We start from the raw sequence: 14,302 nt of genomic DNA, 5'->3' as shown, positions 1-14,302 counted from the left end.
TGAAAGCATCGGCCGATGACCGCCGTCACCGCCCTCTCGGGGCTGCACCGCCGCAACCTGCTCAAGGAGATCGACCTCACCGCCGACGAGTTCCGGGCACTGCTCGACCTCGCCGCCGAGCTGAAGGCAGCCAAGCGCGAGGGTCGCGAGCAGCGACGACTGGCCGGCAAGAACATCGCGCTCGTCTTCGAGAAGACCTCGACGCGCACCCGCTGCGCCTTCGAGGTGGCCGCCGCCGACCAGGGCGCCAGCACCACCTACCTCGACCCGAGCGGCTCGCAGATCGGCCACAAGGAGTCCGCCAAGGACACCGCCCGCGTGCTGGGGCGCTTCTACGACGGCATCCAGTACCGCGGCGCGGGCCACGACGTCGTCGAGACGCTCGGCGCCTTCGCCGGCGTCCCCGTCTGGAACGGCCTCACCGACGACTGGCACCCCACGCAGTCGCTCTGCGACGCCCTGACGATGCGCGAGCACGCGGGCAAGCCCGACGACCAGATCGCCTACGCGTACGTCGGCGACGCGCGCTTCAACATGGGCAACTCCCTCCTCGTCACGGGCGCGATCCTCGGCATGGACGTGCGCATCGTCGCGCCCCGGTCGCTGTGGCCGACCGACGCCGTGGTCGCCATCGCGAGGAGGTATGCCGCCGAGTCGGGTGCGCGGGTCACCCTCACCGAGGACGTGGCCGAGGGCGTACGCGGCGTCGACTTCGTGCACACCGACGTGTGGGTGTCGATGGGCGAGGCCAAGGAGGTCTGGGCCGAGCGCATCGAGACGCTCACCCCATACCAGGTGAACGCGGAAATGCTTGCGGCGACAGGGAACCCGCGGGTGAAGTTCATGCACTGCCTGCCCGCCTTCCACGACCTCGAGACGAAGGTCGGGCAGGACGTGCACGAGCAGTTCGGCCTCAAGGAGCTCGAGGTGACCGACGACGTGTTCGAGTCCGACGCCTCGGTCGTCTTCGACCAGGCCGAGAACCGCATGCACACCATCAAGGCCCTCATGGTGGCGACCATGACCCTGCTCTGACGGAAGGCGTTCACCCGGCCACCCCCTCCCCGTTCACCCGCGTGCGGCAGAACTGGGTGCATGCGCATCCTTCGCACCTCTGCCCTCGCGGCCACGGCTGCCGCTCTCCTCACCCTGCCGGCGCTGGCTGCGGGCACCGCGGCCGCGGCCGAGGCGCCCGGTCAGGCCAGGGAGGGGCACTTCGCGTTCGCCGTCATCGGCGACGTGCCCTACGGCGCAGCCGAGGTGGCAGCGTTCCCGTCGAAGGTCGACCGGATCAACGCCGAGCCCGAGTTGGGCTTCGCGGTCCACGTCGGCGACATCAAGAACGGCTCGTCGCCGTGCACCGACGAGTACAACGCGATGATCCGGGCCCAGTTCGACCGGTTCGTCGCACCACTGGTCTACGCGCCCGGTGACAACGAGTGGACCGACTGCCATCGTCCGGCCGCCGGCCGCTACCACCCGCTCGAGCGGCTCCAAGCCGTGCGCAGCACGTTCTTCGCCTCTCCCGGGCAGACCCTCGGCTCCAGGCCGATGAAGGTGGAATCTCAAGCAGCTCAAGGCTTTCCGGAGAACGTGTCCTTCCGGCGCCAAGGCCTGTCGATCGCGGCCCTGCACGTCGTGGGCAGCAACAACGACCTCATGCCGTGGTCCGGCATCGGCGAGACCAGCCCGACACCCGAGCAGGTCGCCGAGGAACGCTCCCGCATGGACGCGTCGATCGCCCTCGTGCGCTCGACCTTCGCGGCTGCCCGGCAGAAGCACGACCGGGCGGTCGTGCTCTTCCAGCAGGCCGACATGTTCGACCCGACCTTCACTCCGACTCCCGAGGGCAGCTCCGCGTTCAACCGGCTCGTGCAGGCGATCGCCGATGAGTCCGGGCGGTTCGACGGCGAGGTCTACCTCTTTGATGGCGACAGCCACCGCTACAACGTCGACCATCCCCTCGCCTCAGGCTCGCCGTGGCTCACCTTCTACGGCGTGCGTGGCTCGGCCGACAACCTGACGCGGGTCACCGTCGACGGCGAGGCGAACGCGACGAACTTCCTCGAGGTCACCGTGAACCGGCCCGGGGCCGAGCGGACCCTCTCCTGGAAGCGAATCCCCTACGCCCCCTGAAGTCCCCATCCCCTCCTCCGCCCAACCGTCAGGGCTCGACGGTGACGGTCGGGCACTGGCGCAGCGTCTGCGTCGGTTCGGCCTCGACCGGTACCTTGCCGAAGGACTTCCACGCCTGACCCACGACCAGGTCGACGGTGTCACCCTTGCGCTTGTCGTTGACGAAGACGCCGCCGGGCACGTGGGCTCTGACCAGTCGCGCCGACGCCGCCCCCTCGGGGCCGTAGCGGATCTGGGCGACCTGCTTGACCGTGGCCTTCTTCGGGTCGTTGGCCACGGCCTTGACCTTGAAGCCACGGTCGGCGGCAGCATTGGCCACGGTCCGCGCCAGTCCGGCACGGTTCGTCGAGTTGTAGACGTTGAGACTGACGTCGAGCGGCCTGAGCGGCTGCTGCGGCGGCACCGTCGTGCACGGGCCGGGTTTGGGCGTGGTGTCGCGGAAGTAGGTGGAGGCGTAGTAGAACGCCCCCGCCATGCTGAGCAGGACGAGCGCGATGACGATCGCCGACCGGCGCTGCCGGCGCACGTGGTACGTGCGGTCAGCGTCCTGGCCGGCGTCCCTGGCCGCGTCCGGCATCCGCCCTCCTTCGCTCATCGGCGCCCCCGTCGAGCGGCCGTGTCAGGAGAGTACGAGGACTCGGGCGTGGAGGACAGGTCTCTGCTGCAGCGCGGCGCGCAAGGCTCGATGGAGGCCGTCCTCGAGGTAGAGCTGGCCCTCCCACTCGACGCAGTGCGGGAACAGGTCGCCGTAGAACGTCGAGTCGTCGGCGAGGAGGTTGCGCAGGTCGAGCGTGCTCTTCGTGGTGATGAGCTCGCCAAGCTGCACCACCCGGGGTGGGACGTTCGACCAGTCCTTGGTCGTCTCGAATCCGTGGTCGGGGTACGGTCGGGAGTCGCCGACGGCCTTGAAAATCACCGGGTCAGCATAGACATCGAAGATGTCAGGGTGACGGCTAGAGTTCGACAGGTGACCCAGACACCGGCCTCGGAGTCCACCGACAGCAGCCAGCTCGACGAGATCCGCGCGGGGTACGCGTTCGAGGGCGGGGTGCTCAAGCTGGGGGCCGCGGTCGTCGACGGGCAGGCCCACGCCGACGCGCCGGTGCAGATCCCGCTCAGCGTGCTCAACCGGCACGGGCTCGTCGCCGGCGCCACAGGCACCGGCAAGACGAAGACGCTCCAGCTGATGGCCGAGCAGCTCGCCGACCAGGGTGTCCCGGTCTTCCTCGCGGACATGAAGGGCGACCTGTCGGGCCTCGCCACGCCCGGTGAGGGAGGTGACAAGATCACGGCCCGCGCGACGGACGTCGGCATGCCGTGGGCCGCGACGGCATACCCGACCGAGTTCTACACGCTCGGCGGCAAGGGCAGCGGCATCGCCATCCGCGCCACCATCACCGGCTTCGGCCCGACCCTGCTCAGCAAGGTGCTCGGTCTCAACGACACGCAGGAGAGCAGCCTCGGGCTGATCTTCCACTACGCCGACAAGAACGGCCTGGCGCTGCTCGACCTCAAGGACCTCCGCGCCGTCATCAGCCACCTCACCTCCGACGAGGGCAAGGCCGACCTCAAGGAGCTCGGCGGCCTCTCGAGCGCGACGGCCGGCGTCATCCTGCGCAACCTCATCACCTTCGAGGACCAGGGCGCGGGCGCCTTCTTCGGGGAGCCCGAGTTCGAGACGAGCGACCTGCTGCGCACCGCCCCCGACGGCAAGGGGATCATCTCCTGCCTCGAGCTGCCGCAGGTGCAGGACCGTCCGCAGCTGTTCTCGACGTTCCTCATGTGGCTGCTCGCCGACCTCTTCCACGACCTGCCCGAGGAAGGCGACGTCGACAAGCCGAAGCTCGTCTTCTTCTTCGACGAGGCGCACCTGCTCTTCAACGACGCGAGCAAGGCGTTCCTCGACGCGATCGAGCAGACCGTGCGCCTCATCCGCTCCAAGGGCATCGGCGTCTTCTTCGTCACCCAGTCGCCCAAGGACGTGCCGTCCGGCGTGCTCGCGCAGCTCGGCAACCGCGTGCAGCACGCCCTGCGGGCCTTCACGCCGGACGACGCCAAGGCGCTCAAGCAGGCCATCGCGACCTACCCGCACACGGCATACGACATGGAGAAGCTCCTGACGAGCCTCGGCATCGGCGAGGCCGTCGTCACGGTGCTCTCCGACAAGGGTGTGCCGACGCCGGTCGCGTGGACGCGGATGAAGGCGCCCAACTCGCTCATGGACCCCTCGCCGCAGGCGACCATGGACGCCGTCATCAACGCCTCGCAGCTCAAGACGAAGTATGCCGCCGTCGTCGACCGCGAGTCCGCGTACGAGCTGCTCGCCAAGCGTCTCCAGGCGGCGCCCGCTCCCCAGCAGGCCGCGCCGGCGCCCGCTCAGGCCCCGGCTCCCGCTCCCGCGCCGAGGCAGCGCACCCCCAAGGAGGAGCCCAGCCTCATCCAGCAGGTCACCGGCAGCTCGGCGTTCAGGTCGATGCTCCGCTCGGCCGGCACCGTCATCGGCCGCGAGATCACCCGCAGCATCTTCGGCACCCGCCGCCGCTGAGCGGGGGCCCCACGGGGCCGCCGCTGTGCGCGGTCGCGGCACGTCTGCGTCGGCGCACGGGCCGCTGGTGACCGTGAGCGCGCACGCTGCGGTGCGGGCTACAGGTCGAGCTCGATGTCGTCGAGGTCGCCGTCGACGTCGGCGAAGTAGCTGATGACGCGGATGTCGGGCTCGTCGGCGACCGAGAGCACGAGCTGTCGCAGCTGGATGACCTGACCGGTGTCGAGGCGAATCCGCTTGGTGCGGCCGCGAGTCGGGTCGGTGTCGTGGCGCTCCCACCACTCGACGGTGGCCGGGTTGGCCTTGAAGACCTCGTCGAGCACGCGCTTGAACGAGGGGTCGTCGGGGTGACGGGCGTACGCCTCGCGGAAGAGCGCCAGCTGGTCGGCGGCCTCCTGCTCCCAGTCGACGAAGAGGCTGCGCGCCGCCGGGTCGCAGCAGTAGAACCACAGCAGGTTGCGCTCGCGCTTGCTCCGCTTGCTCTCCCAGTCGGTGAAGAGCTGGCAGGCCGTGTGGTTGGCGCCGAGCACGTCCCAGCGGGCGCCGACGACGTATGCCGGGTTGGGGTCGATCGAGTCGAGCAGCTCCTCGAGCTCCTCGGTGAGCTCCTCAGGCGCCTGGGGTCGGCGCGACGGGGTGCCGGAGGCGAGGGCGTGCAGGTGGGAGCGTCCGTCGGTGGTGAGCTTGAGCGCGCGGGCGAGACCGTCGATGACGCTCTTGCTCGGGCGCAGGTCGCGGCCCCGCTCGATGAGGTCGTAGTACGCGACGGAGATGTTCGCGAGCTCGGCCACCTCGGTGCGGCTGAGCCCCACCCGACGGCGTCCCTTGGCACGCTTGATACCGACGTCCTCGGGCGCCAGCTCCTTGCGGCGAGCGCGCAGGAACTCGCCCAGGGGTGACGGGGTGCGCACGCTCAGGGGGACGTCCGTGGTCATGGCGGCCATCCTGCCAGTGGGGCGGGTGATCGGGGACCGGACGCCGGTGCCGCGTCGGGCGGGCTGCGGACGGCAGACGGCAGACGGCAGACGGCAGACGGCGGACGGCGGACGCGAGCAGGGCTGCCGGTCCGTGACGGACCGACAGCCCTCCCCCGCGCTCGGGTGCCGGGTCAGACCCTCCGGGGACTCAGGCCCTCGCGTTGCTCGGGCGCGCCCACGGACCGGTGATGGCGAAGACGTAGCCGGGTGACTGGATGTTCGCGAAGAGCACCCGTCCGTCGGCGCTGAAGGCCGGCCCGGTGAACTCGCTGCCGTTGAGCTCGTTGCGCGCCAGCGGGTACGACTTGCCCTCGTCGGTCACCCCGACGAGGTGCTGGATGCCCTCACCGTCCTCGGCGAGGATGATGCCGCCGTAGGGCGAGAGGGTCATGTTGTCGGGGCCGTCGTAGTTGTCGGTGTCGACGTCGGGGTCGGGGTTCACCGCGAAGATCGTCTTCAGCGTGACGGTCTCGGTCTTCGGGTCGTAGAACCAGACCTGGCCGTCGTGCTCGTTCGTGCTGCCGTCGCTGTTGCGGGCGAAGCTGGCGACGAAGTACGCGCCACCGTCGCCCCACCAGGCACCCTCGAGCTTGCGGCTGCGGGTGATCTCGTCGTCGGCGAACTGCTTGCGCACCGAGGTCGTGCGCGCGTCGCGGTCGGGGACGGGCTTCCACACGACGCTGTAGCGGGTGCCGGCCTGCGTCGCGAGCGACAGGTCGGGGATGTGCCGGTCACCGCGGTAGCAGCTCATGGCCTCGAGCTGACCGGCGGTGTCGCCGCCCTCGGAGAGGGCGAGCTCCCGAAGCGCGTTCTTGCCACCGACGAAACCTGCGGGCGGCGTCCAGCGGAGGTAGAGGCCGTTGGGGCCGCCGGCGTCCTCCGTCTCGTAGATCGCGCTGGTCTGGGGGTCGACGGCGACGGCCTCGTGCGAGAAGCGGCCCAGGAACTTGAGCGGGACCGGGCTCTTGCCGACGTTCGCCTCCTGGCTGCTCGGGTCGACCTCGAATACGTAGCCGTGGTCCTTGCGGTAGCGGCCGCCGGCGCGCTGCTCGGTCTCCTCGCACGTCAGCCACGTGCCCCACGGGGTCTCGCCGCCGGCGCAGTTGTTGTGGGTGCCGGCAACGCTCGTGTACTCGCGTACGCGGTTGCCGTCGGCGTCGACGTCGATGTTGGACGTGCCGCCGCGGGCGCCTTCGTCGTAGGTGAGGCCGGCGAGGACCGGGACCGGGAAGGGCTCGCTGCCGCCGATCTCGTGGTTGTTGACGAGCGTGGAACCAGTGCCGCGTGCGAAGACGCCGGTGCCGTCCGGGTCGCTCGCGGCCGGGATGCCGTCGGCGGTGGGCGTCACGCCGCTCTGGGTGACGATCTTGTAGGAGAAGCCCGCCGGCAGGGCGAGCAGGCCCTTGGGGTCGGGCACGAGCGGGCCGTAGCCGACCGACGAGCGCGGCGCCGCGAGGGCGCTGCCGCCACCGGCGAGGACGTCGATGCTGCCGGTGATCGCGATGCCGAGGCCAGTGGCGGCGGCACCGCCCAGGAAGCCGCGGCGGTTGAGGGAGGAGGTCATGGGGCGCGCCTTTCAGACGTTCGATGGTCGAGCCCCAGTCCATGCTGGATCGCTTCACGTCGCGCCAACTCCGGATGGCGGGCCGGTGAACGATTCGCGGCCTACGACCTGGCCGCCCGGCCGGGCGCGGGGTAAGTTGATGACTCAACCATCTTTGTCGAGCATGGAGGTCCTGATGGCAACGGTCGTCGTTTTCGGGGGCACGGGCTACACGGGCGGCAACGTCGTCCGCGAGGCATCGGCACGCGGTCACCGGGTCGTGTCGGTGAGCCGGTCGGAGCCGAAGGACCCGGTCGAGGGCGTCCACTACGAGACCGGTCCCGTCGAGCAGGTCGCGGGTCAGGTGATCCCCGGGGCCGACGCGGTCGTGGCGGCGCTGTCGCCGCGCGGTGACATGTCCGGGCGTCTCGTGGACGTCTACCGCGAACTGGCCCAGCAGTCTGCCGCGGCGGGTGCGCGGTACATCCAGGTCGGCGGGTACAGCTCTCTGCGCCCCGAGCCGGGGGCGCCGCGCTTCGTGGACGGAGAGATCCCGGAGCAGTTCCGCGACGAGGCACTCGAAGGGGAGGCGACCCGCGTCCTGCTCGCCGAGGAAGCCCCCGAAGGTCTCGACTGGGTCTTCGTCAGCCCCGCCGCCGGGTACGGCGCCTGGGCAGCCGGTGAGCGGACCGACCGCTACAGGGTCGGCGACGACGTCGCGCTCGTCGACGAGGACGGCGGCTCGAACATCTCCGGAGCGGACTTCGCTGCGGCGATCGTCGACGAGATCGACCGCCCGACCCGGCACCGTGCGCACATGAGCGTCGCCTACTGATCGCAGCCATCGGCCCCCGACCAGCAGCGTGCTCGCAGTCAGCGGGTTCGCCTGTGCCAGTGGACCACCCGGATGCTGCAGCTACGCGGCGAGGACGGCGGCGAGGGCGTCCGGGTCGGTGACTGTCACCGTCGCTCCCGGGTGGCGGAGGACCCCTGTGGGCTCGATGGCGGGAACGGCATCGTGGAACGCGATGCACAGCCCTCGCCTCGAGTTCGTCGCGAACGTGACCCCGCGGTCGGTCAGCGACAGGTGCGCGGGCCCCGCCGTGCGGTGGAAGGCGTAGCCACCACTGACCTGCGTGCCGGCGATGTTGGCCCGCTGCGTGCGGAGCAGCCATGGCCCGAAACGCACGAGGAGCTCGTCCTCGTCGACGACGACTCGCGCCGTCGCAGGCGTGACGCCGAAGGCGAGCGCCGGCAACCGGTAGCGGCCCTCGAAGGAGAACTCGAACTCGTGCTTCATGACCGTCGCCTCACGGTCGACGGCGCGTCCAGCAACCCTGCTGCTCCACGCTGCTGCTCGCCCAGCAGGGCGTCGAGCACGAGCAGGCCGCTGGTGGCCGCGGGAGTGGCCCACTGCAACCAGCTCATCCGCTTCGCCAGGGCGCGCGCCTTGGCCGCGGCGGTTGCATCCGTCTGCGCGCGCTCCGTCGCCTGGCCGAGCTCGGCACCCGAGCGGTAGGCCTCCGCGCTGACGAGGATCGCGGTCCCGGTCAGCGCCGTCTTGAGGATGACCGCCGCCGTCGTGGGTTTGTGCTCGAGGACTCGTCGCCGGTTGTCGGCCAGGATCGCCACGCCGCTCAGCAGGTGCAGCGCGATCGCGGCCCCTTGCACGGGCCCCCACCGTCGCCACCCCTCGTCGGCGATCTCGGCCCGTTCGCGTGCGTCGTCGCCCTGGCGTGCGGCCGGGTTCAGCGCGACCGCTCCTGCCAGGGAGCCGCCGAACCAGGCCGCGTTCGTGAGGACGTGCGTCGCACGCACGATCGTGCTGTATGCCGTCATGGTCGTCCCTGTGGCTCCTGGCGCCGCCGCGGGTGGCGCGTTCCGGTGAGGACTGTGCCGTACCCGCTCGCCTTGCCCGCGACACCCCGAGACCCGCAACGTGCAACGAAGAAGGACCCGACGGCACGCGTCGGGTCCTTCTTCGTCTGGCGGTGGCGGTGGGATTTGAACCCACGGTGGAGTCACCCCCACACACGCTTTCGAGGCGTGCTCCTTAGGCCGCTCGGACACGCCACCGGGAGAGACCTTACCCGAGCCTGCGCCCCTCGAAGAAATCGACCAGGAGGGCGGCCGACTCCTCGGCCCTCACGCCTCCGACGACGTCGACGACGTGCGTGGCGAGCGGGTCGCGGGTCAGGTCCCAGACCGAGCCGCACGCCCCTGCCTTGGGGTCCCAGGCCCCGAAGACGACTCGGTCCACCCGGGCCGCCATGGCCCCGCCGGCGCACATGACGCACGGCTCCAGCGTCACGACGAGTGTGCAGCCGTCGAGCCGCCAGCCGTCCACGGACCGGGCCGCCTCGCGCAGCGCCACCATCTCCGCGTGTCCCGTCGGGTCGCCGAGCTCCTCGCGTACGTTCCGTCCGCGGCCGACCACCTTGCCGGCGGCGTCGACCACGAGGGCTCCGACGGGCACGTCCTCGGACCCGGCCGCAGCCGCGGCGAGCTCGAGCGCCTGGCCCATCCAGGCGGCATACGTCTCGGGCGAGGGGACGGGGCTCTTGCCGGGGGTCTCGGATCGCTTGGCCACGCGCTAAGTTTCCACCCATGGACGTCCACGTCGCAGACCACCCGCTCATCGCCCACAAGCTCACGTATCTGCGCGACAAGCGGACCGACAGCCCCACCTTCCGCCGGCTCGCCGAGGAGCTCATGACGCTCCTGGCCTACGAGGCGACGCGTGACGTCCGGGTCGAGCCCTTCGAGATCGAGACGCCGGTCGCGCCGACGACGGGCATCAAGCTGAGCAACCCGAAGCCGCTCATCGTGCCGATCCTGCGCGCCGGTCTCGGCATGCTCGAGGGCATGGTCAACCTGCTGCCAAGCGCCGAGGTGGGCTTCCTCGGGATGCAGCGCAACGAGGAGACCCTCGAGCCGGTGACCTACGCGAACCGCCTGCCCGACGACCTCACCGGCCGGCAGGTCTTCGTGCTCGACCCGATGCTCGCCACGGGCGGCTCGATGGCCGACGCGATCACGTTCCTCGTCGACCGCGGCGCCGACGACATCACCGCCGTCTGCCTGCTCGCGGCCCCCGAGGGCGTCGAGCACCTCCGCACCGAGACCGAGAAGCTCAACGTCCCGGTCAAGGTCGTGCTCGGCACGGTCGACGAGCGGCTGAACGAGAAGGGCTACATCGTGCCCGGGCTCGGCGACGCGGGCGACCGTCTCTACGGCGTCGTCTGAGGGCTCCTTGCGTATGCCGCCGGGCCGGCTCAGCGGTCAGGGAAGCGTGTCGCCCCACTCGGCATCGCGAGCGGCGCGGTAGCGCTCACCCGCCTTCTTCGACACGACCTCACGCCCAGCCGTGCCATCGGGTCTGCAGACCTGGAACTCGACGAAACCCTTGCGCTTCAACGGGTGACGCAGAATTCGGGCCGAATTCGCCTGTCCCGCTTTGGTTTCCAGCACGCCGGGGCGCGCCGCAGCGACCCACGAGAACTTCTCGTCCTCGTAGGACAGGTCGGCGCCCTTGAGCCGCCGATGCGCTGCCGACCGGTTGACGCGGGCGGCGAAGTGGCACCAGTCGGTGCCCACGAGCGGGCACCCGTCCTCGTGCGGACACGGTCCGAGGACCGTCCACCCCGCGGCGATCATCGCGGCCCGCGCGCGGAGCACGCGCGCGTAGCCGTCGGGAGTGCCCGGCTCGGCGACGACGACAACGCGCCCTCGCTGCATGGCGTCCGCCACGAGAGTCTCCTGCGCGCGCTCCTCGAGCTCGCTGAGCACGTAGGAGACGGTGACGAGGTCGGCCTCGAGCTGCGGCCAGTCACCGGCGACGGCGCGTGCGAAGGCCGCACGGGTCAGCACCTCCGACGGGGCCTCCCGCACGAGATCGCGACCGAGGGCGAGCGCCGCCTCGACCTGGTCGAGCACCGTCACCGACTCGAGACTGTCGAAGGCGCCGGCAGCCGCCCAGGCCGCCGCGCCGGTGCCTCCGCCGAGGTCGAGCAGTGACCGCGGCTCGAGGCCACGTGCGGCCAGGTCACGCAGCACGCGTGAGAGCGCCGCGTGCGTGGCCGGCATCCGGTAGGCGGCATACGCGGCGACGTGCACGTCCGAGGCGAGGATCGGGGCGGTGGCCGGGGCCACCGATCGGTAGCGCGAGACCAGAGCCTCGGTCGCACGGGCCAGGTCGCGCTCACTCACCCCACGGACGGCGCGCGTCAGCGCATCTCGCAGCTCGGCGGCATACGCTGGCGTTCGCGACACCCGAGGAGGATAGCCGCGGACACGCGGGGTCACAGCCCCTCCGGCACCCCACCTGCCACGTGCGGCACACTGGTCCCACCCCTGTGCCGTGGGGCTGTCAGGGCAGCCTGCGCCACCTTCCCTCCAAGGAGCGACACACCATGGGCCCCAAGGCCAAGAAGGTCATCCTGATCATCATCCTGGCGTTCTTCGTGTATGCCGTCTTCACCTCCCCTGACAAGGCTGCCGACATCGTCAGCAACATCTGGGGCGTGCTGGTCGACGGCTTCAACGCCATCCTCCGGTTCTTCAGCTCACTGCTGAACCGGTGATGCGAGCAGACTGAGGCCATGTCAGCGCGACGCAGCACCGAGGTCCCGGCGGGGCTCGCGCCGATCCTGCTCCCGGGCGAGAACCTGGTCACCGCCGTTCGTGCGCACTGGGCCAAGCTCGCCGAGCCTGCCGTCACCACCCTGCTCGGCTTCGTCGCCGCGGTGTGGGTCGACTCCAACGTCACGAAGTCGACCCAGGCCCTCGGCACGATCTTCTGGTGGCTCTTCTTCGTCCTCTTCGCGCGGCTGCTGTGGTGCATCCTCGACTGGCACCACAACTGGTTCGTCGCGACCGACAAGCGGCTGCTGCTGCGCTTCGGGCTCATCACGCACAAGGTCGCGATGATGCCGCTGCTCAAGGTCACCGACATGAGCTACGTGCGCTCCATCCCAGGCCAGTTCCTCGGCTACGGCAAGTTCGTCCTCGAGAGCGCCGGCCAGGACCAGGCCCTGCGCGAGGTCAAGTGGGTGCCCGACCCCGACCAGACCTACCGCGACATCTGCGCCGAGATCTTCCACATCGTCCCGCCCCCCGGCGACGAGGACTTCCAGGAGCTCGACGACGAGTTCCCCGACGACACGACCGGCCCGGGCAGCCCCACGCCACCGTCGAGCCCGATCACCCCCGGCAGCACGAGCTACCCCGACGTCCACCGCACCCACAACCCGATCCAGGACCGCCTCGACTCCTACTCGCGGGCGGTGCCCATCCAGCGTCCGACGACCCGCCCCGAGACCGTCTACGAGAGCGACGACCTCAGGCGCCGCCGGCGGGGGGCCGACACCGGCCCCATCTGGCCCCAGTCGGACACGTGACGGTCGGGGCTCGCAGGCCGCGGCTCGTCCCGCTAGTTTGAGATGATCCGCCCGCCACTGACACGTCGGAGGTCACCATGAGCCTGTTTCGCACCAAGACGATTGAGGCCTCGATGGCTGCAGCGGACGAGGCAGATCACCACCTCAAACGCAGACTCTCGGCGCTCGACCTGGTCGTTTTCGGCATCGGTGTCATTATCGGCGCCGGCATCTTCACGGTGACCGGCCGGGCAGCACAGCAGTACGCCGGCCCCGCTGTCATCTACTCGTTCATCCTCGGCGCGGTCGTCTGTGGGCTCGCGGCACTGTGCTACGCGGAGTTCGCCTCCACCGTTCCTGTGTCGGGCTCCGCGTACACCTTCTCGTACGCGACGCTCGGCGAGATCGTCGCGTGGGCCATCGGGTGGGACCTCCTCCTGGAGCTGATGCTCGGCGCCAGCGTCGTGGCTCAGGGGTGGTCGACCTACTTCGTCACGCTCCTCGACCAGCTCGGCGTCACCTGGCCAGCCTCCCTTGGGCCCGCAGAGGGGTGGCACTTCGACCTCCCGGCGTTCGTGCTCGTCGTCGCCCTGACGCTCCTGGTGGCCAAGGGCATCAAGGAGTCGCTGCGCGTCAATCTCGTACTCGTCGGCCTCAAGCTGTTCATCGTGCTCTTCGTGATCTTCGCGGGCATCGGCTTCGTCAACCGAGACAACTGGACCCCGTTCATCCCACCGTCCGCCCCGGGTGCGAAGGGCTCCGAGGGCATTCACGCGCCGGTACTGCAGCTCGTCACCGGCATGACGCCGGCCACGTTCGGCGTGCTGGGCATCATGTCGGCGGCGGCTCTCGTCTTCTTCGCCTACATCGGGTTCGACGTCGTCGCGACGACGGCCGAAGAGGCCAAGAACCCCCAGCGCGACCTGCCTCGCGGCATCATCGGTTCGCTGGTGATCTGCACGATCCTCTACGTCGCCGTCGCGCTGGTCATCACTGGCATGCAGAAGTACAGCGAGATCGACCCGAAGGCCGCCCTGGCGAACGCGTTCACCGCCGTCGGCAAGGACGGCTACGCCACGTTGATCTCCGCGGGAGCCGTGGCGGGCCTCACCACGGTGGTGATGACGCTGATCATCGGAGCCACCCGTGTCACGTTCGCGATGAGCCGCGACCGCCTGCTGCCCCCCGCTCTGGGAGTGACGAACCCCAGCACCGGCACCCCGGTGAAGCTGACGCTCATCATCGGCTCCGTGATCGCGGTGGCTGCGAGCGTCACACCGATCGGCACGCTCGAAGAGATGGTCAACATCGGCACCCTCGCAGCGTTCATCCTGGTGTCGCTCGCCGTGCCGATCCTGCGCAAGCGGCGGCCCGACCTGCGCCGGGCGTTCAAGGTGCCGGGCAACCCGTGGATCCCGTGGCTGTCCGCCGCCTTCTGCTTCTACCTGATCCTCAACCTCAGCCTCGAGACGTGGATCCGCTTCCTCGTCTGGATGGCACTGGGCTTCATCATCTACTTCGCCTACTCGCGCAAGCACAGCCGGCTTGCAACGAACGATCAGTCCGCGCTCTCCGAATCCCCCGGGATGCTCAGCGAGCGCTGACCCCTCCCGCCGCCCACCCCCTTTTCGGCGCCGAACGCGGCGTTCGATCTCGAACTCAGTGTTAGAACACGGTTTTCGCGATCGAACGCCGCGTTCGGTCGTTGGTGGGGACCTTTGTC

16 protein-coding genes and 1 tRNA gene are annotated in these 14,302 nt (G+C 70.0%); 8 read left to right on the top strand and 9 right to left on the bottom strand.

From position 1 onward, the window contains the following. Positions 1 to 15: 15 nt before the first annotated feature. Together argF and ACXR8F_RS07610 are read left to right on the top strand one after the other, a co-directional pair. Entirely contained in the window at positions 16 to 1,035 is a 1,020-nt protein-coding gene (gene argF / locus ACXR8F_RS07615; protein ID WP_458799434.1) for an ornithine carbamoyltransferase, read from the top strand. Positions 1,036 to 1,095: 60 nt separating this feature from the next. Continuing rightward, complete coding sequence (locus ACXR8F_RS07610) at positions 1,096 to 2,136, top strand: hypothetical protein (protein WP_458799432.1); 1,041 nt, start codon at positions 1,096 to 1,098, stop codon at positions 2,134 to 2,136. A 28-nt stretch (positions 2,137 to 2,164) separates the two neighbouring features. Here the strand turns inward: ACXR8F_RS07610 and ACXR8F_RS07605 are convergent, their stop codons facing one another. After that, positions 2,165 to 2,731 (bottom strand): LytR C-terminal domain-containing protein, encoded by a 567-nt coding sequence (locus ACXR8F_RS07605; RefSeq protein ID WP_458799430.1) that lies wholly within the window; start codon positions 2,729 to 2,731, stop codon positions 2,165 to 2,167. A gap of 24 nt (positions 2,732 to 2,755) precedes the next feature. After that, the gene (locus tag ACXR8F_RS07600) at positions 2,756 to 3,052 is read right to left on the bottom strand and encodes a type II toxin-antitoxin system VapB family antitoxin (RefSeq protein ID WP_045190738.1); all 297 of its coding nucleotides are present in this window, start codon (positions 3,050 to 3,052) and stop codon (positions 2,756 to 2,758) included. A gap of 51 nt (positions 3,053 to 3,103) precedes the next feature. Here ACXR8F_RS07600 and ACXR8F_RS07595 point away from each other — a divergent pair, with 51 nt between their 5' ends. Then, positions 3,104 to 4,681: a helicase HerA-like domain-containing protein gene (locus ACXR8F_RS07595; RefSeq protein WP_045190739.1), complete on the top strand. Its 1,578-nt coding sequence runs from the start codon at positions 3,104 to 3,106 to the stop codon at positions 4,679 to 4,681. Positions 4,682 to 4,779: 98 nt separating this feature from the next. On the opposite strand, the gene ACXR8F_RS07590 is transcribed toward ACXR8F_RS07595, so the two are convergent. Next, on the bottom strand, positions 4,780 to 5,616 hold the full coding sequence (locus ACXR8F_RS07590; protein WP_045190740.1) for a helix-turn-helix domain-containing protein: 837 nt from the start codon (positions 5,614 to 5,616) through the stop codon (positions 4,780 to 4,782). Positions 5,617 to 5,806: 190 nt separating this feature from the next. Further along, on the bottom strand, positions 5,807 to 7,222 hold the full coding sequence (locus ACXR8F_RS07585) for an alkaline phosphatase PhoX (protein ID WP_045190741.1): 1,416 nt from the start codon (positions 7,220 to 7,222) through the stop codon (positions 5,807 to 5,809). Between the two features lie 175 nt (positions 7,223 to 7,397). Between ACXR8F_RS07585 and ACXR8F_RS07580 the strand changes: the two genes are divergently transcribed. Continuing rightward, positions 7,398 to 8,036 carry an NAD(P)-dependent oxidoreductase gene (locus tag ACXR8F_RS07580; RefSeq protein ID WP_045190742.1) on the top strand — a complete coding sequence of 213 codons (639 nt, stop codon included), beginning with the start codon at positions 7,398 to 7,400 and terminating at the stop codon, positions 8,034 to 8,036. Between the two features lie 81 nt (positions 8,037 to 8,117). Here the strand turns inward: ACXR8F_RS07580 and ACXR8F_RS07575 are convergent, their stop codons facing one another. The 4 genes from ACXR8F_RS07575 to ACXR8F_RS07560 all read right to left on the bottom strand — a co-directional run bounded on the left by ACXR8F_RS07575 (position 8,118) and on the right by ACXR8F_RS07560 (position 9,791). Continuing rightward, positions 8,118 to 8,501 (bottom strand): hypothetical protein, encoded by a 384-nt coding sequence (locus tag ACXR8F_RS07575; RefSeq protein WP_045190743.1) that lies wholly within the window; start codon positions 8,499 to 8,501, stop codon positions 8,118 to 8,120. Then, the gene (locus ACXR8F_RS07570; RefSeq protein WP_045190744.1) at positions 8,498 to 9,040 is read right to left on the bottom strand and encodes a hypothetical protein; all 543 of its coding nucleotides are present in this window, start codon (positions 9,038 to 9,040) and stop codon (positions 8,498 to 8,500) included. The genes ACXR8F_RS07575 and ACXR8F_RS07570 overlap by 4 nt, the downstream gene beginning before the upstream one ends. 147 nt (positions 9,041 to 9,187) lie before the next feature. After that, positions 9,188 to 9,277, bottom strand: a tRNA-Ser gene (locus tag ACXR8F_RS07565). Between the two features lie 10 nt (positions 9,278 to 9,287). Beyond that, complete coding sequence (locus ACXR8F_RS07560) at positions 9,288 to 9,791, bottom strand: nucleoside deaminase (RefSeq protein WP_458799426.1); 504 nt, start codon at positions 9,789 to 9,791, stop codon at positions 9,288 to 9,290. 17 nt (positions 9,792 to 9,808) lie between these two features. On the opposite strand from ACXR8F_RS07560, the gene upp reads away from it, so the two are divergent. Continuing rightward, complete coding sequence (gene upp / locus ACXR8F_RS07555; RefSeq protein ID WP_458799424.1) at positions 9,809 to 10,447, top strand: uracil phosphoribosyltransferase; 639 nt, start codon at positions 9,809 to 9,811, stop codon at positions 10,445 to 10,447. Between the two features lie 36 nt (positions 10,448 to 10,483). Here upp and ACXR8F_RS07550 read toward each other — a convergent pair whose 3' ends face one another. Next, positions 10,484 to 11,473, bottom strand: coding sequence for a small ribosomal subunit Rsm22 family protein (locus tag ACXR8F_RS07550; RefSeq protein ID WP_458799422.1), 990 nt, complete (start codon positions 11,471 to 11,473; stop codon positions 10,484 to 10,486). A gap of 140 nt (positions 11,474 to 11,613) precedes the next feature. Here ACXR8F_RS07550 and ACXR8F_RS07545 point away from each other — a divergent pair, with 140 nt between their 5' ends. From ACXR8F_RS07545 to ACXR8F_RS07535, 3 genes are all read left to right on the top strand, one after another. After that, on the top strand, positions 11,614 to 11,784 hold the full coding sequence (locus ACXR8F_RS07545) for a hypothetical protein (protein WP_458799420.1): 171 nt from the start codon (positions 11,614 to 11,616) through the stop codon (positions 11,782 to 11,784). Positions 11,785 to 11,802: 18 nt separating this feature from the next. Continuing rightward, positions 11,803 to 12,600 carry a PH domain-containing protein gene (locus ACXR8F_RS07540; protein ID WP_045190749.1) on the top strand — a complete coding sequence of 266 codons (798 nt, stop codon included), beginning with the start codon at positions 11,803 to 11,805 and terminating at the stop codon, positions 12,598 to 12,600. A 77-nt stretch (positions 12,601 to 12,677) separates the two neighbouring features. Beyond that, positions 12,678 to 14,183 carry an amino acid permease gene (locus tag ACXR8F_RS07535; protein ID WP_458799418.1) on the top strand — a complete coding sequence of 502 codons (1,506 nt, stop codon included), beginning with the start codon at positions 12,678 to 12,680 and terminating at the stop codon, positions 14,181 to 14,183. The last annotated feature ends 119 nt before the right edge of the window (positions 14,184 to 14,302 follow it).

The sequence above is a fragment of the Terrabacter sp. AAH1 genome (genome assembly GCF_054456855.1).
This window is presented reverse-complemented; position numbering and strand designations above follow the sequence as displayed.

Bases quoted from the DNA above. Each gene is read 5' to 3' on its own strand.
- argF (WP_458799434.1), top strand. From the start codon at position 16: ATGACCGCCGTCACCGCCCTCTCGGGGCTGCACCGCCGCAACCTGCTC.
- ACXR8F_RS07610 (WP_458799432.1), top strand. From the start codon at position 1,096: ATGCGCATCCTTCGCACCTCTGCCCTCGCGGCCACGGCTGCCGCTCTC.
- ACXR8F_RS07605 (WP_458799430.1), bottom strand. From the start codon at position 2,731: ATGAGCGAAGGAGGGCGGATGCCGGACGCGGCCAGGGACGCCGGCCAG.
- ACXR8F_RS07590 (WP_045190740.1), bottom strand. From the start codon at position 5,616: ATGACCACGGACGTCCCCCTGAGCGTGCGCACCCCGTCACCCCTGGGC.
- ACXR8F_RS07585 (WP_045190741.1), bottom strand. From the start codon at position 7,222: ATGACCTCCTCCCTCAACCGCCGCGGCTTCCTGGGCGGTGCCGCCGCC.
- ACXR8F_RS07580 (WP_045190742.1), top strand. From the start codon at position 7,398: ATGGCAACGGTCGTCGTTTTCGGGGGCACGGGCTACACGGGCGGCAAC.
- ACXR8F_RS07575 (WP_045190743.1), bottom strand. From the start codon at position 8,501: ATGAAGCACGAGTTCGAGTTCTCCTTCGAGGGCCGCTACCGGTTGCCG.
- ACXR8F_RS07570 (WP_045190744.1), bottom strand. From the start codon at position 9,040: ATGACGGCATACAGCACGATCGTGCGTGCGACGCACGTCCTCACGAAC.
- upp (WP_458799424.1), top strand. From the start codon at position 9,809: ATGGACGTCCACGTCGCAGACCACCCGCTCATCGCCCACAAGCTCACG.
- ACXR8F_RS07545 (WP_458799420.1), top strand. From the start codon at position 11,614: ATGGGCCCCAAGGCCAAGAAGGTCATCCTGATCATCATCCTGGCGTTC.
- ACXR8F_RS07540 (WP_045190749.1), top strand. From the start codon at position 11,803: ATGTCAGCGCGACGCAGCACCGAGGTCCCGGCGGGGCTCGCGCCGATC.
- ACXR8F_RS07535 (WP_458799418.1), top strand. From the start codon at position 12,678: ATGAGCCTGTTTCGCACCAAGACGATTGAGGCCTCGATGGCTGCAGCG.